At 59.1% G+C, this 18,032-nt stretch carries 17 protein-coding genes; 14 read left to right on the top strand and 3 right to left on the bottom strand.

Annotation, left to right across the window (positions count from 1 at the left end):
* Positions 1-12: 12 nt before the first annotated feature.
* Entirely contained in the window at positions 13-1,926 is a 1,914-nt protein-coding gene (locus LMH93_RS27570; RefSeq protein ID WP_060519772.1) for a copper resistance system multicopper oxidase, read from the bottom strand.
* A gap of 181 nt (positions 1,927-2,107) precedes the next feature.
* Positions 2,108-2,314: a co-regulatory protein PtrA N-terminal domain-containing protein gene (locus LMH93_RS27575; RefSeq protein ID WP_060519770.1), complete on the bottom strand. Its 207-nt coding sequence runs from the start codon at positions 2,312-2,314 to the stop codon at positions 2,108-2,110.
* 165 nt (positions 2,315-2,479) lie between these two features.
* Between LMH93_RS27575 and LMH93_RS27580 the strand changes: the two genes are divergently transcribed.
* The 7 genes from LMH93_RS27580 to LMH93_RS27615 all read left to right on the top strand — a co-directional run bounded on the left by LMH93_RS27580 (position 2,480) and on the right by LMH93_RS27615 (position 11,736).
* A complete protein-coding gene (locus LMH93_RS27580) occupies positions 2,480-3,157 on the top strand; it encodes a heavy metal response regulator transcription factor (protein WP_060519766.1) in 678 nt (225 codons plus the stop codon).
* Positions 3,157-4,563, top strand: a complete 1,407-nt coding sequence (locus LMH93_RS27585; RefSeq protein WP_060519764.1) for a heavy metal sensor histidine kinase — start codon at positions 3,157-3,159, stop codon at positions 4,561-4,563. Before LMH93_RS27580 ends, LMH93_RS27585 begins: the two co-directional genes overlap by 1 nt.
* A 470-nt stretch (positions 4,564-5,033) precedes the next feature.
* Entirely contained in the window at positions 5,034-6,284 is a 1,251-nt protein-coding gene (locus LMH93_RS27595; RefSeq protein ID WP_060519761.1) for a TolC family protein, read from the top strand.
* The gene (locus LMH93_RS27600; protein WP_101195989.1) at positions 6,281-7,744 is read left to right on the top strand and encodes an efflux RND transporter periplasmic adaptor subunit; all 1,464 of its coding nucleotides are present in this window, start codon (positions 6,281-6,283) and stop codon (positions 7,742-7,744) included. The genes LMH93_RS27595 and LMH93_RS27600 overlap by 4 nt, the downstream gene beginning before the upstream one ends.
* Positions 7,741-10,899, top strand: coding sequence for an efflux RND transporter permease subunit (locus LMH93_RS27605; protein WP_060519757.1), 3,159 nt, complete (start codon positions 7,741-7,743; stop codon positions 10,897-10,899). The genes LMH93_RS27600 and LMH93_RS27605 overlap by 4 nt, the downstream gene beginning before the upstream one ends.
* Entirely contained in the window at positions 10,896-11,249 is a 354-nt protein-coding gene (locus LMH93_RS27610; RefSeq protein WP_060519755.1) for a copper-binding protein, read from the top strand. Before LMH93_RS27605 ends, LMH93_RS27610 begins: the two co-directional genes overlap by 4 nt.
* A 160-nt stretch (positions 11,250-11,409) precedes the next feature.
* Positions 11,410-11,736 (top strand): four-helix bundle copper-binding protein, encoded by a 327-nt coding sequence (locus tag LMH93_RS27615; RefSeq protein ID WP_101195988.1) that lies wholly within the window; start codon positions 11,410-11,412, stop codon positions 11,734-11,736.
* A gap of 135 nt (positions 11,737-11,871) precedes the next feature.
* Here LMH93_RS27615 and LMH93_RS27620 read toward each other — a convergent pair whose 3' ends face one another.
* Positions 11,872-12,204: a DUF2790 domain-containing protein gene (locus tag LMH93_RS27620; protein WP_039614978.1), complete on the bottom strand. Its 333-nt coding sequence runs from the start codon at positions 12,202-12,204 to the stop codon at positions 11,872-11,874.
* Positions 12,205-12,937: 733 nt separating this feature from the next.
* On the opposite strand from LMH93_RS27620, the gene LMH93_RS27625 reads away from it, so the two are divergent.
* From LMH93_RS27625 to LMH93_RS27655, 7 genes are read left to right on the top strand one after another with little or no spacing between them, the layout of a single operon-like run.
* Positions 12,938-13,294: a metalloregulator ArsR/SmtB family transcription factor gene (locus tag LMH93_RS27625; RefSeq protein WP_060519748.1), complete on the top strand. Its 357-nt coding sequence runs from the start codon at positions 12,938-12,940 to the stop codon at positions 13,292-13,294.
* 27 nt (positions 13,295-13,321) lie between these two features.
* Positions 13,322-14,605, top strand: coding sequence for an arsenic transporter (locus LMH93_RS27630; RefSeq protein WP_060519746.1), 1,284 nt, complete (start codon positions 13,322-13,324; stop codon positions 14,603-14,605).
* A gap of 14 nt (positions 14,606-14,619) precedes the next feature.
* Positions 14,620-15,090, top strand: coding sequence for an arsenate reductase ArsC (locus tag LMH93_RS27635; protein WP_031314387.1), 471 nt, complete (start codon positions 14,620-14,622; stop codon positions 15,088-15,090).
* Positions 15,091-15,113: 23 nt separating this feature from the next.
* Positions 15,114-15,827 carry an arsenical resistance protein ArsH gene (gene arsH, locus LMH93_RS27640; protein WP_060519744.1) on the top strand — a complete coding sequence of 238 codons (714 nt, stop codon included), beginning with the start codon at positions 15,114-15,116 and terminating at the stop codon, positions 15,825-15,827.
* 4 nt (positions 15,828-15,831) lie between these two features.
* Positions 15,832-16,335 carry a cyclin-dependent kinase inhibitor 3 family protein gene (locus LMH93_RS27645; RefSeq protein WP_082422063.1) on the top strand — a complete coding sequence of 168 codons (504 nt, stop codon included), beginning with the start codon at positions 15,832-15,834 and terminating at the stop codon, positions 16,333-16,335.
* Positions 16,336-16,360: 25 nt separating this feature from the next.
* Positions 16,361-17,443 (top strand): ArsO family NAD(P)H-dependent flavin-containing monooxygenase, encoded by a 1,083-nt coding sequence (locus LMH93_RS27650; protein WP_101195987.1) that lies wholly within the window; start codon positions 16,361-16,363, stop codon positions 17,441-17,443.
* Positions 17,436-17,996, top strand: coding sequence for an arsinothricin resistance N-acetyltransferase ArsN1 family B (locus LMH93_RS27655; protein ID WP_060519738.1), 561 nt, complete (start codon positions 17,436-17,438; stop codon positions 17,994-17,996). The genes LMH93_RS27650 and LMH93_RS27655 overlap by 8 nt, the downstream gene beginning before the upstream one ends.
* Positions 17,997-18,032 lie beyond the last annotated feature (36 nt).

Below are 18,032 nucleotides of genomic sequence, written 5' to 3' on the forward strand. Positions count from 1 at the left end.
CAAATCTCCAGCTCATTCGTCCACACGGACTTCTCGGAACATGCCCATTTCCATGTGGAACAGTAGGTGACAGTGATAGGCCCAACGTCCCAAGGCATCTGCGGTGACGCGATAGCTTCGTTTTGAGCCAGGTGGCATGTCGATGGTGTGCTTGCGAACCATGAAGTTGCCGTTCTCGTCCTCCAGATCACTCCACATACCGTGGAGATGGATGGGGTGAGTCATCATGGTGTCGTTGACCAAGGTGATGCGAAGACGCTCGCCATATTTCAACCGCAGCGGTTCAGCATCAGAGAATTTGATACCGTCGAACGACCACGCGAACTTCTCCATGTGGCCGGTAAGGTGCAGTTCGATTGTGCGTCCAGGCTCTCGACCATCGGGATCGATGAAGGTGCTCCGCAAATCGGCGTAGGTCAGCACTCGGCGCCCGTTGTTGCGCAGGCCAATTCCCGGATCGTTCAGCTTCGGGGTCGGCGACATGGTCTGCATATCGACCAACGGGTTGTTTGTCTCGGAAGCCGGATGGCTCTGCATTGCACCGCTCATGCCGGCCATGCCCTCATGACTCATCCCAGCCATCGTGCTGTGATCCATGCCGGCCATGTTGCTATGGTCCATTCCAGCCATCTTGCTGTGGTCCATGCCGGCCATGCTGCTATGGTCCATTCCAGCCATCTTGCTGTGGTCCATGCCGGCCATGCTGCCATGGTCCATCCCAGCCATCTTGCTGTGATCCATCCCGGCCATGTTCCCCTGGTCCATGCCAGCCATGCCGCCGTGATCCATTCCGCCCATGCTGCCGTGGTCCATGCCCATATCGCTCATGGCGATGATCGGGCGTGGATCTACCTCCGGCACGGGCGCTTGCAAGCCTTCACGAACTGCCAGGGTGCCTCGGGAGTACCCGGTACGGTCCATGGATTGCGCGAAGATTGTATAGGCCTGCTCGTTTTCAGGTTCGACGATGACATCGTAGGTTTCGGCAACGGCGATCCGGAACTCATCGACCGATACGGGTTTGACGTACTGGCCGTCGGCAGCCACAACCGTCATCTTGAGCCCAGGAATCCGGACATCGAAATAGGTCATGGCCGAGCCGTTGATAAAGCGCAGGCGGATCTTCTCGCCGGGCTTGAAGATACCCGTCCAGTTGCCGTTCGGAGCCTGGCCGTTCATGAGGTAGGTGTAGGTATACCCGCTCACGTCAGCGAGGTCGGTGGGGCTCATCTTCATTTCAGCCCACATCTTCCGATCCGCTACAGCGGCCGACCAGCCTTTCTCGCTCACATCGTCAACGAAGTCGCTAACAGTGCGCTTGTGGAAGTTGTAGTAGTCAGATTGCTTCTTGAGTTTGGAGAGCACCCGCGCCGGGTCTTCATCCGTCCAATCGCTGAGCATGACGACGTAATCACGGTCGTACACAAACGGCTCCGGATCCTTGGCATCGATCACCAACGCCCCATAGACCCCGGACTGTTCCTGGAAGCCTGAGTGGCTGTGATACCAGTAGGTGCCGTTCTGGTGGACCTTGAACTTGTATTCGTACATGCCATCGGGAGCGATGCCGTGGAAGCTCAAGCCCGGCACACCGTCCATGTTGGCGGGCAGGATGATGCCGTGCCAGTGAATGGAGGTGTCTTGTTTCAGCCGGTTGCGTACGCGCAGTGTCACGGTGTCGCCTTCGCGCCATCGCAGGATCGGCCCTGGCACCGAACCGTTGATGGCCATGGCCGTGCGAGCTGCACCCGTGATATTGACGGGGAGTTCGCCGATATACAGATCGAAGTCCGTGCCGCTCAGCACGTTCGGTTGGCCAGGGCTGGTCACGGCCCAGACCGGCGCGCGCCACATGCCGAGCCCACCCAGAAGTCCGGTAGCGGCCAGGCCTTTGACGAAAGATCGTCTCGTGGTTTTGCTTTGCATGCCGTTGCGTCCAGTCAGGTAGATCGCTGATATCCAGGCTGCTCGATGGGGCAGCCCTTGGGTTCATTGGAGCTCTCACCAGTCTCGTAGACTTTCGTCACTGCGCGAGGCTGATGAGAGGCCGTAGTCTGAAACTGCCATAGTTCAGATTCCGGGGTGATTACATTTCTGTAAGCTGGGATCAGCAGCTTTCGTGGCCGGCATGCTTGCTGGACTGGGCGGCAACTGGCGCCTGCTCTTTCTTCTCCTGCGCAACTTGGAATGCCTGCATGGAGCTTTGGCGAGCCGCTTCCATCCGCGCAAAGGTCCGGTCCGCGCCGCCCTCTGCCAGGGCGATGCCTGCCATGCCGAAGGTAACGACCATCACAATTGCTTTGACCATGTTCATCTGGAGATCCTCAGTGGGTTCTGCGCCTCATGGCGTCAGGTACAGGGTCAAGTTAGCTTCGCGGTGCTGTCAGAAAACTGATCTCGACATTACTTTTCCGTCAGCTTCTGGTTGGGCGTCTTTTTTCCTGCAAACTGGAGATGCACCCCGCGTGGATGAGAGCAGATGAAATTACTCGTAGCCGAAGATGAGCCAAAAACCGGTGTCTACCTCCAGCAAGGTCTGACAGAAGCTGGCTTCACCGTTGACCGGGTGATGACAGGCACTGACGCCCTGCAACAGGCACAGAGCGAAGCGTATGACTTGCTGATACTCGACGTGATGATGCCGGGGCTCGATGGCTGGGATGTCCTGCGCAAGATCCGTGCGGCGGGTCAGGATGTGCCGGTTCTTTTCTTGACGGCCCGAGACGGCGTAGACGACCGCGTGAAAGGTTTGGAACTGGGCGCTGATGACTACCTGGTGAAGCCCTTTGCGTTCTCGGAGCTGCTGGCTCGGGTTCGCACGTTGTTGCGCAGAGGCAACGGTGGTGCTGCTCAAACCACCATGAAGATGGCAGACCTTGAGGTAGACCTGCTCAAGCGTCGAGCTACGCGAAACGGCAAGCGGATCGACCTTACCGCAAAGGAGTTTTCCCTGCTGGAGCTGCTCATGCGCCGACGCGGCGAGGTGCTCCCCAAGTCGCTGATCGCTTCTCAGGTCTGGGACATGAACTTCGACAGTGACACCAACGTGATTGAGGTAGCGATTCGCCGACTGCGGGCCAAAATAGATGACGACTTCGCGCCAAAGCTCATCCATACCGCCCGAGGCATGGGCTACATGATGGATGTGCCCGAGTGATGCGCCCGCAATCATCGCTCGTCAAGCGACTGACCCTGATGTTCATGTTCGCAGTGACTGCTGTCCTGGTGGTTGCCGGGGTGGCTTTCTACGGGCTCAGCCAGCACCATTTCCGGATGCTGGATGAGCAGGCGCTTTCCGAAAAGCTGGAGTCAACGCGTCATATCCTGTCCATCTCAGCAGCGCGAGGCGGGCTCCACGATCAGGAGCAGCAGCTGCGGGCATTGCTCGGCGCACATCAGGATTTGTCGGCGAAAATCACCAAGGCTGACGGTACGGTCCTGTTTTCAGACCCCAAAGCCTCCCAAATTCCCCAGCGGTTCGAGCAGGCGCACCGGGGTGCGGTCTGGGAATGGCAGGATGAATCGCAGAACTTTCGCGGCATTACCGCCCAGCTGACCATTGCAGGCGAGCCGGAACCGGTGACGGCCGTGCTGATGCTCGATGTCACCACTCACGCCCATTTCTTTGTCACCCTGCAATGGTGGTTCGGAATTGGCCTGGTGATCAGCGCGATTGTAAGCGCAGGCTTGGGTTGGGTCGTGGCCAAGAGTGGGCTTCGGCCTGTTGGGCAAATCACCAAAGTGGCCACCGGGATGTCGGCAAGATCGCTCCGCGAGCGCATTCCCCTGGAGCCCGTGCCGCTAGAGCTTCAGGAGCTCATCCTGTCTTTCAACGGGATGCTGGGACGGTTGGAGGATGCATTCGTTCGGTTGTCCAACTTCTCTGCCGATATCGCTCACGAGTTGAGAACGCCAGTCAGCAACCTTCTGACCCATACTGAAGTGGTGCTCACCAAGAAGCGTGACCTGGATGCCTATGAGGAGAACCTCTATTCGAACCTGGAAGACCTCAAGCGTATGTCGCGCATGATCGACGACATGCTGTTCCTCGCCAAGGCGGATAACGGTCTGATCGTCCCTGAGCAGATTGATGTGGAGCTCTCCGACCTCGTTTCCAAGCTGTTCGAGTACTACCAGTTCCTGGCTGAGGATCAAGGCATCCAGCTGACCCTACACGGGCAGGGTAAGGTTCGTGGCGATCGCCTGATGATTGACCGAGCGCTTTCCAACCTTCTATCCAACGCGTTGCGCTACACCCCGGAAGGTAACGAGATATCAGTGCGAATCGAGCAGACGCCTGAAAGCGTGACGCTTTCCGTGCGTAACAGCGGGGTAATCATCGATTCCCAGCACATTGGCAAGATCTTCGACCGATTCTATCGAGCCGATCCAGCCAGGCGCGAAGGCGGCCCAAGCAATGCAGGCCTGGGTCTGTCGATAACCCGCTCTATCATCGAGGCTCATAGCGGACGAATCTGGTGTACTTCAGCGGAGGGTGTCACAACCTTCTTCATCAGTCTCCCAGCCTCTAAGCGGTGGGTTAGTGCAGCCCCAACCCCTTAATGCTGAACTCATCCCGGTAATCTATACTCGCCCATCATGAATCGGTTCATTCGACTGCTCACCATCCTGATGCTTATCGTGGCGCTTCCGCTTAACGGGATGGCGGGCATCGATTCGGCGACTGAACCTTGCCCAATGCAGACCATGGGCATGGAAATGATGGCGGGTATGGATCATGACTGCTGCCAGGACCAAGACCTGGGCAAGGCCGGCGATCACGCCAAATCCTGCAAGGTCGGCCAGGAGTGCAGGACTGCTAGCACAGTGCAGCTCAGCTTCCTGACGCCTGGGCTGACCTTTGCCAAGCCACGACCTGCCGATACCTACGCGGTAGGCATAGCGACAGGCTCTCCCCCCGATCCATGGCGGCCTCCCCGCGTCTGATTCCCTCTTAATTTCACACCGTCGTTCCGCCTAGCAGCGGGGCGATGGCACGCGCCTGGGCGCTGATCTTTCGAGGAATCATTTTCATGACTCCCCAACGTTTTCAGGGACGGATAACCACGGCCGTCCTGTTCATACTGCTGCCGGCTGTCTCGGCACAGGCTGCAACGCTGTCGCTGGATGAGGCGCTGCAACTGGCTGAACGCAACGCTCCCTCTCTACAGGCCCGCCAGGAGCAGGCATCAGCTGCGCGCAGCGCAGTCATTCCAGCGGGCGAACTACCCGATCCGCGCCTGAATCTCGGGGTACAGAACCTGCCGATTGAAGGCACCGACCGCTGGAGCATGAACAGAGACTTCATGACCATGCAGGTGGTTGGCCTGTCCCAAGAAGTACCGAACCGGGACAAACGCAAAGCTCGCATAGAGACAGCGCAGGCCACGGTCGAGCGAGCCGATGCCGAGGCGCTGTTCGAACGGCTGAAAGTTCGGGCGGCAACCGCACAGGCTTGGGTGGCTGCATACACCGTGCAGCGAAAGCTTGAACAGTTCGACGCCTTCTACAAAGAAAACCAGCTGCTGGCTTCCACGGTGCGGGCCAGCCTGGCCGGAGGCGCAGGCTCAACGGCCGATACGTTGGCTCCCAAACAGGAATTGGCACAGTTGGACGAGCAGAAAGACGTTCTGTTGAGTCAGTCAGCTCAGGCGCGAGCCGCGCTGAAGCGCTGGATTGGGCAGGACGCCGAAGTGGGCGCGCCGACGTTCCCTGTCTGGCCTGTAGATGCAGCTGAATACTTGCACTCCGTCCATGCCCATCCGGAGCTCAATACCTACAACGCCATGACACGCGAGGCTCAAGCCCAGGTACACCAGGCTCAGGCGGAAAAGAAATCGGATTGGTCCTGGGGGGTGGATTATCAGCGCCGTGGTCCGGACTTCAGCAACATGGTCAGCCTGCAAGTCAGCTTCCAGTTGCCGTTGTTCACCAGCTCCCGGCAAGACCCAATGATTGCGGCACGACGCGCACAAGTTCGCCAATTGGAAAATGAGCAGGACGCTGCCCTGCGCGAGCATCAAGCTCAGCTTGAAACAGACCTTGCCGAGTACCAACGCTTGCAACGGGCTGTACGGCGCAGTCGCGAAACACTTTTGCCCCTGGCCGAGGACCGGGTACGCCTCGCTCTGGCGGACTACCGCGCCGGTAATTCGCCGTTGAGTGAAGTGCTGTCGGCACGCCGGCAGCGTGTGGAAGCGCTGCTACAGGATGTGGACCTGCAAGGACAGTTGGCGGCAACAGCAGCGCGTCTGCATTTCGTTTATGGAGAGGTGCGGGCATGAGGAATAGGTCGATTGGTTTGCTCGTGGCTGCTGCCCTTGCTATTGGGATAGGCGCGGGCTTCTGGCTAGGTGGAAGAGGTGCGTATTCCTCATCCCAGCCAGTAGGTGAGGAAAAAAAAGCGCTGTACTGGTATGACCCGATGTATCCCCAGCAGCACTTCCCGGCGCCCGGAAAATCGCCGTTCATGGACATGCCGCTCGTGCCCAAGTATTCGGATGACACGGCTGGCGAGGAGCAGCCTGCGGTTCAGGTCTCGGCTGGGCTCCAGCAAAACCTTGGGATTCGATTGGCGACGGTGACGGCTGGCCGGCTAGAACGGACCCTGAGTGTGAGCGGCGTTCTAACGTTCGACGAACGCGACTTCAGCGTATTGCAGGCCCGGACTGGCGGCTACGTCGAGCGCGTCTATGGTCGAGCGACGGGCGACATCGTTGCCAAAGGGGCTCCTCTAGCCGATGTGCTAACCCCGGAGTGGGCTGGTTTGCAGGAGGAATACCTGGCGCTGCGGCATTCCGGCGACACGCAGCTGACGGCGGCGGCACGACAGCGGCTTGTGCTCGCCGGCATGCCGGCCGACCTGATCAACCGGGTCGCGAGCACTGGGAAGGTGCAGCTCTCGGTCACACTCTCCGCACCCACGGCCGGAGTCATCCAGGTTCTCGATTTGCGACCCGGAATGACGTTGACGCCGGGGGCTACCTTGGCGAGGATCAATGGAGTGGCCAACGTCTGGCTGGAAGCGGCTGTGCCGGAAGCCCAGGCTCAAGGTCTTCGCGAAGGCCAGCCTGTGCGGGCGCAATTGCCAGCGTTCCCAGGCGATCCCATACCGGGCAAGTTGACCGCGTTGCTCGCCGATGCCGATTTGCAGAGCCGCACGTTGCGCCTGCGTATCGAGTTGCCCAACCCGGATGGACGGCTTCGTCCTGGGATGACCGCTCAAGTGGCTCTCCATCCCGGCGAGTCTTCCGAGCAAAGCCTCTTGGTGCCTGCCGAGGCGGTCATCCGCACCGGCAAGCGAGACCTGTTGATGCTGGCTGAAGACGGTGGTCGCTTCCGGCCGGTGGAAGTCGTGTTGGGCCAGGAGAGCAGAGGGAAAGTTGCGGTGTTGCAGGGCCTTCAGCCAGGACAGCGCATCGTCGCGTCCGGGCAATTCCTGTTGGACTCCGACGCTAATTTGAAAGGCATCGAGGCGGCGACGGCGCAGGATAGTCAGCCTAATGCGGGGCCAGCCCTGCATGAAGCGGATGGCCGTGTCGTGCAGATAGACGGCACCCAGCTCACCGTTGCCCACGGTCCTTTCATCACCCTGGGCATGCCAGGGATGACCATGACCTTTCCTGTGGTTGATCAGTCTCTCCTTGATGGCCTCAAGGTCGGTGCGCAGATTCGCTTTGGCATACGCGAACGCGACGAGGGCATGGTAGTTGAGCAGATCAACGTGGTGGAGGGCCAACCATGATTGCCAAACTGATCCGCTGGTCGGTAGGCAACCGTGTGCTGGTGCTCCTCGCCACGCTGTTTCTGGTGGCATGGGGCTTCGTCTCGGTGCGTAGCCTGCCAATCGACGCCTTGCCCGACCTGTCGGACGTGCAGGTGATCATCCGCACGTCCTACCCAGGCCAGGCTCCCCAAATCGTTGAGAATCAGGTGACCTATCCGCTGACCACAACCATGCTCTCGGTTCCGGGGGCCAAAACGGTACGCGGTTTCTCCGCCTTCGGTGACAGCTTCGTCTACGTGCTGTTCGAGGACGGCACCGATCTGTATTGGGCGCGCTCACGGGTGCTTGAGTACCTGAGCCAGGCGCAATCGCGATTACCTGAGGCAGCCAAGCCGGTACTGGGCCCGGATGCCACCGGAGTGGGCTGGATTTATCAGTATGCGTTGGTCGATCGCAACGGCGGCCATGACCTGTCGCAACTGCGCAGCCTGCAGGACTGGTTCCTGCGCTATGAGCTCAAGACCCTGCCGGATGTCGCTGAGGTAGCCACCATCGGCGGTATGGTCAAGCAGTACCAAGTCGTCCTCGATCCGCTGCGCATGGCCAGCCTCGGTATCACCCAGGCTGAGGTGGTTGAGGCTATAGGCAAGGCCAACCAGGAGACCGGTGGCGGTGTACTGGAGCAGGGCGAAGCGGAGTTCATGGTACGTGCGGCCGGCTACCTGCGATCGCTGGATGATTTCAGAGCGATACCGCTGCGACTGGCTACCAAGGGCGTGCCGGTGACATTAGGCGACGTCGCTACGGTGCAGATAGGTCCGGAAGCCCGCAGAGGCATAGGCGAACTGGACGGCCTCGGCGAAGCCGTAGGAGGGGTGGTGATCCTGCGCAGCGGGAAGAATGCTCGTGAGGCCATCGGGCACGTCAAGGCCAAGCTAGAAACCCTGAAGAAAGGCCTGCCAGCCGGGGTGGAGCTTGTCACCGTCTACGACCGCAGCCAGTTGATCGACCGTGCCGTGGAGAACCTCAGTCACAAGCTGATCGAGGAATTCGTAGTAGTGGCGTTGGTATGCGCAGCGTTTCTCTGGCACCTGCGCTCGTCGTTGGTGGCTATCGTGTCGCTTCCCGTGGGAATCTTGATTGCGCTGATTGTCATGCGTCATCAGGGTATCAATGCCAACATCATGTCCCTTGGCGGAATCGCTATTGCCATCGGTGCAATGGTGGACGCTGCCGTGGTCATGATCGAGAACGCCCACAAACGTGTTGAGGCTTGGCATGCCCGGCATCCTGGTCAACCCTTGCGAGGCGAAGCGCATTGGAGGGTAATGACAGAGGCGGCCGTCGAGGTAGGACCGGCACTATTCTTCAGCCTGATGATCATCACGCTATCGTTCATCCCGGTGTTCACGCTGCAAGCCCAGGAAGGGCGTCTCTTCGCACCCCTGGCCTTTACCAAGACCTACGCAATGGCAGCGGCGGCTGCGCTATCGGTGACCCTGATTCCGGTGCTGATGGGGTACTGGATCAGAGGGCCACTGCCTGCGGAACAGCGCAACCCGCTCAACCGGGGCCTCATCCGGCTGTACCGTCCGGCATTAGAGGTCGTCCTGCGCCGGCCTCTGGTTACCCTCGCTGGAGCATTGCTCATCCTGCTCAGCAGTCTGTGGCCCTTGAATCATCTTGGGGGCGAGTTCCTTCCTCCGCTCGATGAAGGTGATCTGCTTTACATGCCTTCAGCCTTGCCTGGACTCTCGGCGCAGAAAGCTTCAGAGCTGTTGCAGCGAACGGATCGTCTGATTCGAACTGTTCCCGAGGTGGCCAGTGTCTTTGGTAAAGCCGGCCGCGCCGAGTCCGCTACCGACCCGGCACCGCTGGAGATGTTCGAGACCATCGTTCGGCTCAAGCCCAAGAGTGAGTGGCGTCCAGGAATGACCACGGAGAAGCTCATCGAGGAGCTTGATCGCACTGTGCGTGTGCCTGGGCTGACCAACATCTGGATCCCGCCCATCCGCAACCGCATCGATATGCTGGCCACCGGTATCAAGAGCCCAATAGGCGTCAAGGTGGCCGGCAGCGACCTAGACCAGATAGACCGGGCTACCCTCGCTGTGGAGCGGGCAGCGAAAAAGGTTCCTGGAGTGACTTCGGCGCTGGCGGAGCGTTTGACTGGTGGCCGCTACATTGATCTGGATATCGATCGCCATGCCGCTGCCCGTTACGGTCTGAACATCACCGACGTACAGGCCCTCGTGGCTGGCGCCATTGGTGGCGAAACCATTGGAGAAACGGTTGAAGGCTTGGCCCGCTATCCCATCAGCGTGCGCTATCCACGCGAATGGCGTGATTCCGTGGAGGCGTTGCGTCAGCTGCCGATCTACACCTCGCAGGGCGGTCAGCTGACGCTCGGCAGCGTGGCCCGCATACGTATCGCTGATGGCCCGCCCATGCTTAAGAGCGAGAATGCTCGCCCCTCGGGTTGGGTGTACATCGATGTGCGCGGCCGGGATCTATCGTCTGTTGTGGCAGACCTTCGTCAGGCGATCAACAGCGAGGTGAAGCTCGATCCAGGCATGAGCTTGAGCTACTCCGGCCAGTTCGAATACCTGGAGCGGGCGAATGCCCGTCTGGCCTGGGTGGTGCCGGCGACGCTGGCCATCATCTTCGTGCTGCTCTACCTGACCTTTGGGCGCCTCGGTGAGGCGTTGCTCATCATGGGCACACTACCGTTCGCGCTGACCGGAGGCGTTTGGCTGCTGTACCTGCTGGGCTACAACCTGTCGGTGGCCACAGGCGTTGGTTTCATTGCCCTGGCCGGCGTAGCGGCGGAGTTCGGAGTGATCATGCTCATCTACCTGAATAACGCTTGGGCTGAGCGTCAAGCCAAAGGCGAAACCACACGAACAGCGCTGCTCGACGCGATCCGTGAGGGCGCGGTGCAACGCATCAGGCCCAAGGCAATGACTGTGGCGGTCATCGTTGCAGGCTTGCTGCCCATCCTCTGGAGCAGCGGTACCGGCAGCGAGGTCATGAGCCGCATCGCGGTTCCCATGGTGGGCGGCATGCTCACCGCCCCCTTGCTTTCCCTTTTTGTAATCCCTGCGGCGTACTGGCTGATCCGTCGCCGCGAACTTGCTGTAACTACCCCCAACCTCTCAGGAGAAATCCAATGAAAAAGCTAATTGTCATCGCAGGCCTGGTCACCGCTTTTGCCACCAGTGTGCATGCCCAGGACATGGATGGTATGGACATGAAGAAAATGCCAGCCTCCGCCGAGGGGGGCCAAGGGAGCCAGGCGGCTCCCACTGCGCATGCTGAGGGGACAATAAAGGCGCTGGATCTTCAAAGCGGGAAAATCACCTTAGCGCACGGCCCGGTAGCAGAGCTCAAATGGCCGGCGATGACCATGGGCTTCCAATCTGAGCCTGCACAGCTGAAGGGCTTGAACGTAGGCGACAAGGTGAAATTTGGGTTCCGCATGGAGGGAAGCTCCGCGAAAATCGTGAGCATCCAGAAGCAGTGATTGAAAAGCCTTGAATGATCGGGCACGCCTTCATACTGAGATGATTCGGACAAGCTTACAGAAATGTAATCAATCTTCAGGAACCCCTCAGGTCGAACGCTACATACCGTCATGAGACGGTGCACTGGCATCACATCGACCCGATACCGGAGATATGATCATGAACAGTAGCTTTGATGAATGCATCTCGGAATGCCTGCGCTGTGCGCTGGCCTGTGAAGGCTGCGCGTCAGCCTGCCTGCAAGAGCAGGACGTAAAAATGATGGCTGACTGCATCAAGTTGGACAGGGATTGCGCAGATATGTGCAGGCTGGCGGCTACCTTGATGGCACGAGAAAGCATGCTCGCCAAGGAATTTTGTGCGTTGTGCGCCAGGATTTGCCGCGCCTGCGGGGAGGAGTGCAGTAAGCACACGGCAGACCACTGTCAGCATTGCGCACAAGCCTGTTTGGCCTGCGCACAATCCTGCGAAGCAATGGCTGCCTAATTAATTTCGACCGACCGTCGTTCTTTTGCAAAGTACTTAGGGAAGACCTCGGTCGGTCGATCACAAGCCCCCTGGCGGCCGATCAGCTGGCGCTACTGGTGATCAGCTGACTTCAAGAATTAACCTGTGCTTCGGTCAGTTTTGACCCCTGCAGTTAATTCCGGCAGTGCGATATTCAAGGATTTTCAGCTCTCCTGTTGAGTCCTCGTAATTCATCTGTGCCGGCATCACGTCGCAGCTGCCGTTGGTCGAAGTCCTGCTGATGACTCTCGCCACGTCCAGCTTCATTCCATAGCGATAATGGATCACCTCAGGTGGCTTTTTTCCATTGGCCGCTGCGTATGCACGCATAGCCTGCTCATTCGCCTGAATCATTTTTCCGTGCAAACGATCAGAACCTCCTTCGGAAAAAGCGGATGAGGAGGCGATTAAGAGAAGTAGGCCGGCGATGCATTTGGCTTTGATCATTTCAATTACTCCATGAAAACATGACTGCAGCCTAAGGCCCGGTAGCTGTCATCCATGTGATCCAGGCATTACATCTTTGTAAGGCTGTGCTGGGTTGACAGCGCTATTCCCTCATAGACAGTTTGCGGGTGCCTAAGGTAAAGCCGACACGGGACAGAGCTTTTCAAACTCTGCGGAGTTGGAAATCACCCTAGGGGCTAGGGATCGCTCTCTGCGCTCATATCCCCGAGCCTCGAATAAATCGGGCGCAATTGTGGTCCGCAGAGGCTTTAAGCCCCGTCGGCTTCGGCTATGCGTTCAAGTGCTCTAAGCAGCAAGGTACCGACCCCGGATCCTCTTTCCCAGGATCCACAACCAGCGAACGAATTAGACGAGCCTGGCCATCCTTCGATGCCCCATATCCCAGTTCCGTTTCTCCACGGTGAAAGGAATAGAACATGCGGTCGTGCTGCAGAAGGTCCGGGGTAGGCAAGCCGGCTGCGGAAAGATACTCATCCAACCCCTGGATCTGATCGGCACCAAGCAATCGGAGAGACATCTCAGGGTGGTTCATCGTGGACTCGATGGGAAGGGAATCAATATCCGGATAAGGGCGCGAACCCTGGATTTTGCCTCCTACTGTGACTCGGTCATCTGGTCAGTGAATTAATATCTGCTTTACCGTATATCTGAATGGTCATATATTCGAGCCTCCAGATATGAGCCGCCCGTGCTGCGTTCCCCAGGAGGTCAAATGCGGGAAACCCTAACCCCCCCCATCGTTTTTAAATGTCTCGCTGACGAAACACGAGCCCGGATGACCTTGCTGATCGCCAGTGAAGGCGAGCTATGCGTATGTGAGTTGACCTGCGCACTCGACCTCAGCCAGCCGAAGATTTCTCGGCATCTTGCTCAATTGCGAGAAGCCGGAATCCTCATGGACCGGCGGCAGGGACAATGGGTGTATTACCGCCTCAATCCGTCCTTGCCAGAATGGGTGCAGATGATGCTCAAGAGTGTTGTCGATGCAAACGCCCAGTGGCTAAGCGCCGATGCTGTGCGCCTTGCTGAAATGGGCGAGCGTCCACAAAGCCCTGCTGCTTGTGCTTGATTTTCACTTCGCTGACTGAGTTGAGCCATGTTCATCGCATTTTTGATTTTTCTCGCAACGATCGTTCTGGTGATCTGGCAGCCAAAGGGTCTGGGGGTGGGCTGGAGCGCTGGTCTAGGGGCGGTCGTGGCGCTACTGGCGGGCGTAGTGAATCTGTCTGATATCCCAGTGGTGTGGCAGATAGTATGGAACGCCACCGCAACGTTTATCGCTGTCATCATCATCAGCCTTTTGCTGGATGAGGCGGGTTTCTTCGAATGGGCAGCGTTGCATGTGGCCCGCTGGGGCAACGGCAGTACCCGCAAGCTGTTCGCTTTCATCATTCTCCTGGGAGCAGCAGTGTCGGCGTTATTCGCCAATGATGGCGCAGCGCTGATCCTGACGCCGATCGTTATCGCCATGCTGCTTGCCCTGCGTTTTTCCCCGGCGGCGACGTTGGCATTTGTCATGGCAGCAGGTTTTATCGCCGATACCGCGAGCCTGCCGCTGGTGGTGTCCAACCTGGTGAACATCGTTTCCGCCGACTACTTTGGCATCGGTTTCAGCGAGTACGCCTCGATCATGGTGCCGGTGAACCTGGTCAGTATCGCCGCCACGCTGGGAATGCTGCTGTGGTTCTTCCGCAAGGACCTGCCGCGAACCTATGAACTCGACCAACTGAAGGCTCCCGAAGCCGCTATCCGCGACAAGGCGACGTTCGTTGCCGGCTGGTGGGTGCTTGCGCTGTTGCTGGTCGGCTTCTTCGCCATCGAGCCGCTGGGCGTTCCGATCAGCGCCATCGCTGCTGCCTGTGCGCTGATCCTCTACCTGATCGCTGCGCATGGGCACGTGATCTCAACCCGCAAGGTGCTCAAGGACGCGCCTTGGCAGGTCGTGGTGTTCTCGCTTGGCATGTACCTGGTGGTCTATGGCCTGCGTAATGCCGGCCTCACCGACTACCTGACGCAGATCCTCAATGTCTTCACCGGCTACGGGGTCTGGGGCGCATCCCTCGGGACGGGGCTGCTCGCCGCTGGCCTGTCGTCGGTCATGAACAACATGCCCACTGTACTGGTAGGAGCTTTGTCGATCCATTCCGCCGAGGCCACTGGCATCGTGCGTGAGGCCATGATCTACGCCAACGTCATCGGCTGTGACCTCGGTCCGAAAATCACCCCAATCGGCAGCCTGGCCACCTTGCTGTGGCTGCACGTGCTGGCCCGCAAAAACATCGTTATCACCTGGGGTTACTACTTCCGCACCGGTATCGTCCTGACGCTGCCGATCCTGCTTGCCACCTTGGCCGCATTGGCCATACGCCTGAGCTTTTGAACCGGAGATATCTGATGAAAGTCTTGTTCATGTGCACCCACAACAGCTGCCGCAGCATCCTGTCCGAGGCGCTGTTCAATCATCTGGCCCCCGAGGGTATGGAAGCTGTGAGCTCGGGTAGCTTCCCAAGCGGCAAGGTCAATGAGCGGGCGCTGAAGACCTTGGAAGCCGCCGGTATCCCCACCGCTGGTCTTTCAAGCAAGGCCTCGGATGTCTTCGAGAGCTCTCCTCCCGACATAGTCGTCACCGTGTGCGATCGAGCTGCCGGCGAAGCCTGCCCGATCTTCTTCGGTCCATCGCTCAAAGCCCACTGGGGCCTGGCCGACCCTTCGGCGGTTACCGGCAGTGAGGCGGAAATCGAACAAGCCTTCCAGACCACACTTGCGAAGATCGATGAGCGCGTGCGCGCTTTCATTGCGCTGCCCTTCTCGCAACTGAGCCAGGACGAACTGAAAGCCGAACTTGCTCGCATCGGCGCGCTGTAGGCCCTGGATCAATGGAGACTGAAATGAACGACCACCTGCCAAATATCCAGCCAGAACTGATCGATCTGCCGTCGCTGGAGCGTCTGGAGCCGAAGGATCCCTCCACGCATAAACCACGCATCCTGCTGCTGTACGGATCGACCCGCGAACGCTCATTCAGCCGCTTGATGGTCCAGGAAGCTGCGCGCCTGCTGGAAGAGTTCGGCGCCGAAACCCGTATCTTCGACCCTTCCGGCCTGCCGCTCCCGGATGACGCTCCGGACTCCCACGAGAAGGTGCTGGAACTCCGCGAGCTGATGCAATGGTCCGAGGGCCAGGTGTGGTGCTCGCCCGAGCGTCACGGTTCTATGAGCGCAGTCTTTAAGGCGCAGATCGACTGGGTACCTTTGGCCATGGGCGCCGTACGTCCGACCCAGGGCAAGACATTAGCGGTGATGCAGGTTTGTGGTGGCTCGCAGTCGTTCAACGTGGTGAACCAATTGCGCGTGCTGGGCCGTTGGATGCGCATGTTCACTATCCCTAACCAGTCGTCGGTTCCAAAAGCCTTCCTGGAGTTCGATGATGCCGGGCGCATGAAACCTTCTTCCTTCTATGACCGGCTGGTTGATGTGATGGAAGAACTGACCAAGTTCACGCTGCTATTGCGCGACCGCCAGGATTACCTGGTGGATCGCTACTCCGAGCGCAAGGAGTCGGCGGAAGAGCTGTCCAAGCGAGTCAATCTGCGGTCCATTTGAGGTCATGAGCATGTCACATCCCTACTCGATGAAATCGCTGCCCCATGCCCCAGGAGCGCTAATTTTCACACCCTGCCCGGGCACCCAGGCCAGCGATCTTGCTGAAAGCCTGAAGACGCTGAAGCAGGCTGGCGCCGTGGCGCTGGTTACCCTGATGTCGGATACAGAGCTTCAGGAAAACGGCGTTGGTGAGCTTGGCGTCGCGGCCAGGCAGTATGGGTTGGAGTGGTACCAGTTGCCGATCGAGGATGATCAGGCTCCTGATCAAACCTTCGAGGCTCGGTTGGGGGAGATTCGCCACCAGTTAGACGATTTGCTCGCTTCCAACAAGGCCCTGGCCATCCACTGCAAGGGCGGCTCCGGTCGCACCGGGCTGTTCGCTGCCCGTCTGCTGATCGAATCCGGAATGCCGCGTCGCGAGGCGATCGCTTGGGTGCAGGAGCTTCGCCCACGGGCGATTCAGAAGCCTGCGCACATCAACTACATCAACCAATTCGGCGAAGACTGAGCGCTCCAGCCAGACAGGAGAGACCATGGCCACCGACGGCGAACTACTCGATGTCATCGTGATTGGCGGCGGGCAGTCCGCGCTTACGGTGGCCTATTTTCTCAAGCGGGCCAAGTTGTCGTTTCTGCTGCTCGACGCCGAAGAGGCTGCGGGCGGGGCGTGGCGCCATGGCTGGGACTCGCTGACGCTATTCTCACCCTCAGCATGGAGCTCGATCGCGGGCTGGCCGATGCCGCTAGTCACCGAAGGTAATCCCGATAGGGATCACGTGGTCAGCTATCTGGAGCAGTACGAGGCGCGCTACGGGTTTCCTATCGTTCGCCCCGTCAGCGTTACGGCGGTGGAGCGAACCGGGCGTGGCCTTCGTGTTCGCTCGAAGGACCGCGACTGGGAAGCCCGTGCCGTCATCAGCGCAACGGGGACTTGGAGCAAACCCTATGTTCCGGTTTATCCGGGGATAGAGCTGTACGGGGGGCAGCAAATTCACTCCGCCCATTATCAGTCACCAGAGGCTTTCCAAGGAAAGCGCGTGCTGGTCGTTGGTGGTGGCAACTCGGGGGCGCAAATCTATGCGGAGCTGTCCGAGGTCGCCGACGCAACGTGGGTAACCACGGAGGAGCCGGCGTTTCTGCCTGATGATGTCGATGGCCGGGTGCTGTTCGAGCGGGCTACCGAGCGCCTCAAGGCTCAACAGGAGGGCCGTGTTATCAACGTACCGGTCGGCGGGCTTGGCGATATAGTCATGGTGCCCCCGGTGGTCCGGGCCCGCGAGCGAGGAGCCCTACGGTCTGTAAGGCCTTTTGTCTCATTCACGCCTGACGGGGTCGTCTGGCCCAATGGTGAGAAAACCCAGGTCGATGCGGTGATCTGGTGTACCGGTTTCCGGCCGGCTCTGGATCACTTGCGGGACTTGGACGTGCTGGATGACAGCGGTAAGGTCGAGGTTGACGGGTCGCGCTCTATTCGCGAGCCGCGCCTCTGGCTGGTCGGATATGGCGACTGGACCGCCCTGGCCTCGGCGACGCTGATCGGCGTCACCCGTACCGCGCGCAGCACCGTAAACGAAGTAGTGGAATACCTGAACAGCTTGGAGCAGCCGGATGCATAGCGGAATCGAGATTCGTATTGCTGGTCCAGAAGACGCTGCAGCCATACAGGCTATCTACGCTCCGATTGTGCTCCACACTGCCATCTCGTTTGAAGAGGTAGCGCCGAGCGCGGAAGAAATGCGCCAGCGTATCGAGACGACGCTTCATACCTATCCATATTTTGTGGCTGTGCAGCAAGGTCGGGTGGTCGGTTATGCCTATGCTAGCCAGCATCGAGCGCGAGCGGCATATCGGTGGGCGGTAGATGTGACCGTCTACGTTGCAGAGGGGCAGCGTCGGAGTGGGATTGGCCGGCAGCTTTATGACGTTCTCCTGCCGGTTCTGAAGCAGCTAGGATATCGTTCTGCATACGCGGGTATTTCTTTACCGAACGAAGGAAGCGTGGGTCTCCATGAGCGACTCGGCTTTCAGCACATCGGTACGTTTTCGCAGGTCGGGTTCAAACTCGGTGCGTGGCATGACGTGGGATATTGGCGGTTTGATTTCGGTGGCGAGGGTTGTCGGCCTGAGGCTCCTACAAGCTTCTTATCCCAAATCCCGATGCCGCGTTAGAACATGAGGTCCATTTTGAAGGGTCCATTTGAGCGG

The sequence above is a fragment of the Pseudomonas sp. CIP-10 genome (assembly GCF_020911845.1).
In the GTDB taxonomy this organism is placed as follows: Bacteria; Pseudomonadota; Gammaproteobacteria; order Pseudomonadales; family Pseudomonadaceae; genus Aquipseudomonas; species Aquipseudomonas alloputida.

Excerpts from the sequence above, each read along its gene's own strand:
- LMH93_RS27620 (WP_039614978.1), bottom strand. The coding sequence starts at position 12,204 with ATGATCAAAGCCAAATGCATCGCCGGCCTACTTCTCTTAATCGCCTCC.
- LMH93_RS27605 (WP_060519757.1), top strand. The coding sequence starts at position 7,741 with ATGATTGCCAAACTGATCCGCTGGTCGGTAGGCAACCGTGTGCTGGTG.
- LMH93_RS27635 (WP_031314387.1), top strand. The coding sequence starts at position 14,620 with ATGAAAGTCTTGTTCATGTGCACCCACAACAGCTGCCGCAGCATCCTG.
- LMH93_RS27645 (WP_082422063.1), top strand. The coding sequence starts at position 15,832 with ATGAGCATGTCACATCCCTACTCGATGAAATCGCTGCCCCATGCCCCA.
- arsH (WP_060519744.1), top strand. The coding sequence starts at position 15,114 with ATGAACGACCACCTGCCAAATATCCAGCCAGAACTGATCGATCTGCCG.
- LMH93_RS27580 (WP_060519766.1), top strand. The coding sequence starts at position 2,480 with ATGAAATTACTCGTAGCCGAAGATGAGCCAAAAACCGGTGTCTACCTC.
- LMH93_RS27595 (WP_060519761.1), top strand. The coding sequence starts at position 5,034 with ATGACTCCCCAACGTTTTCAGGGACGGATAACCACGGCCGTCCTGTTC.
- LMH93_RS27630 (WP_060519746.1), top strand. The coding sequence starts at position 13,322 with ATGTTCATCGCATTTTTGATTTTTCTCGCAACGATCGTTCTGGTGATC.
- LMH93_RS27600 (WP_101195989.1), top strand. The coding sequence starts at position 6,281 with ATGAGGAATAGGTCGATTGGTTTGCTCGTGGCTGCTGCCCTTGCTATT.
- LMH93_RS27625 (WP_060519748.1), top strand. The coding sequence starts at position 12,938 with ATGCGGGAAACCCTAACCCCCCCCATCGTTTTTAAATGTCTCGCTGAC.
- LMH93_RS27570 (WP_060519772.1), bottom strand. The coding sequence starts at position 1,926 with ATGCAAAGCAAAACCACGAGACGATCTTTCGTCAAAGGCCTGGCCGCT.
- LMH93_RS27655 (WP_060519738.1), top strand. The coding sequence starts at position 17,436 with ATGCATAGCGGAATCGAGATTCGTATTGCTGGTCCAGAAGACGCTGCA.
- LMH93_RS27585 (WP_060519764.1), top strand. The coding sequence starts at position 3,157 with ATGCGCCCGCAATCATCGCTCGTCAAGCGACTGACCCTGATGTTCATG.
- LMH93_RS27610 (WP_060519755.1), top strand. The coding sequence starts at position 10,896 with ATGAAAAAGCTAATTGTCATCGCAGGCCTGGTCACCGCTTTTGCCACC.
- LMH93_RS27575 (WP_060519770.1), bottom strand. The coding sequence starts at position 2,314 with ATGAACATGGTCAAAGCAATTGTGATGGTCGTTACCTTCGGCATGGCA.
- LMH93_RS27650 (WP_101195987.1), top strand. The coding sequence starts at position 16,361 with ATGGCCACCGACGGCGAACTACTCGATGTCATCGTGATTGGCGGCGGG.
- LMH93_RS27615 (WP_101195988.1), top strand. The coding sequence starts at position 11,410 with ATGAACAGTAGCTTTGATGAATGCATCTCGGAATGCCTGCGCTGTGCG.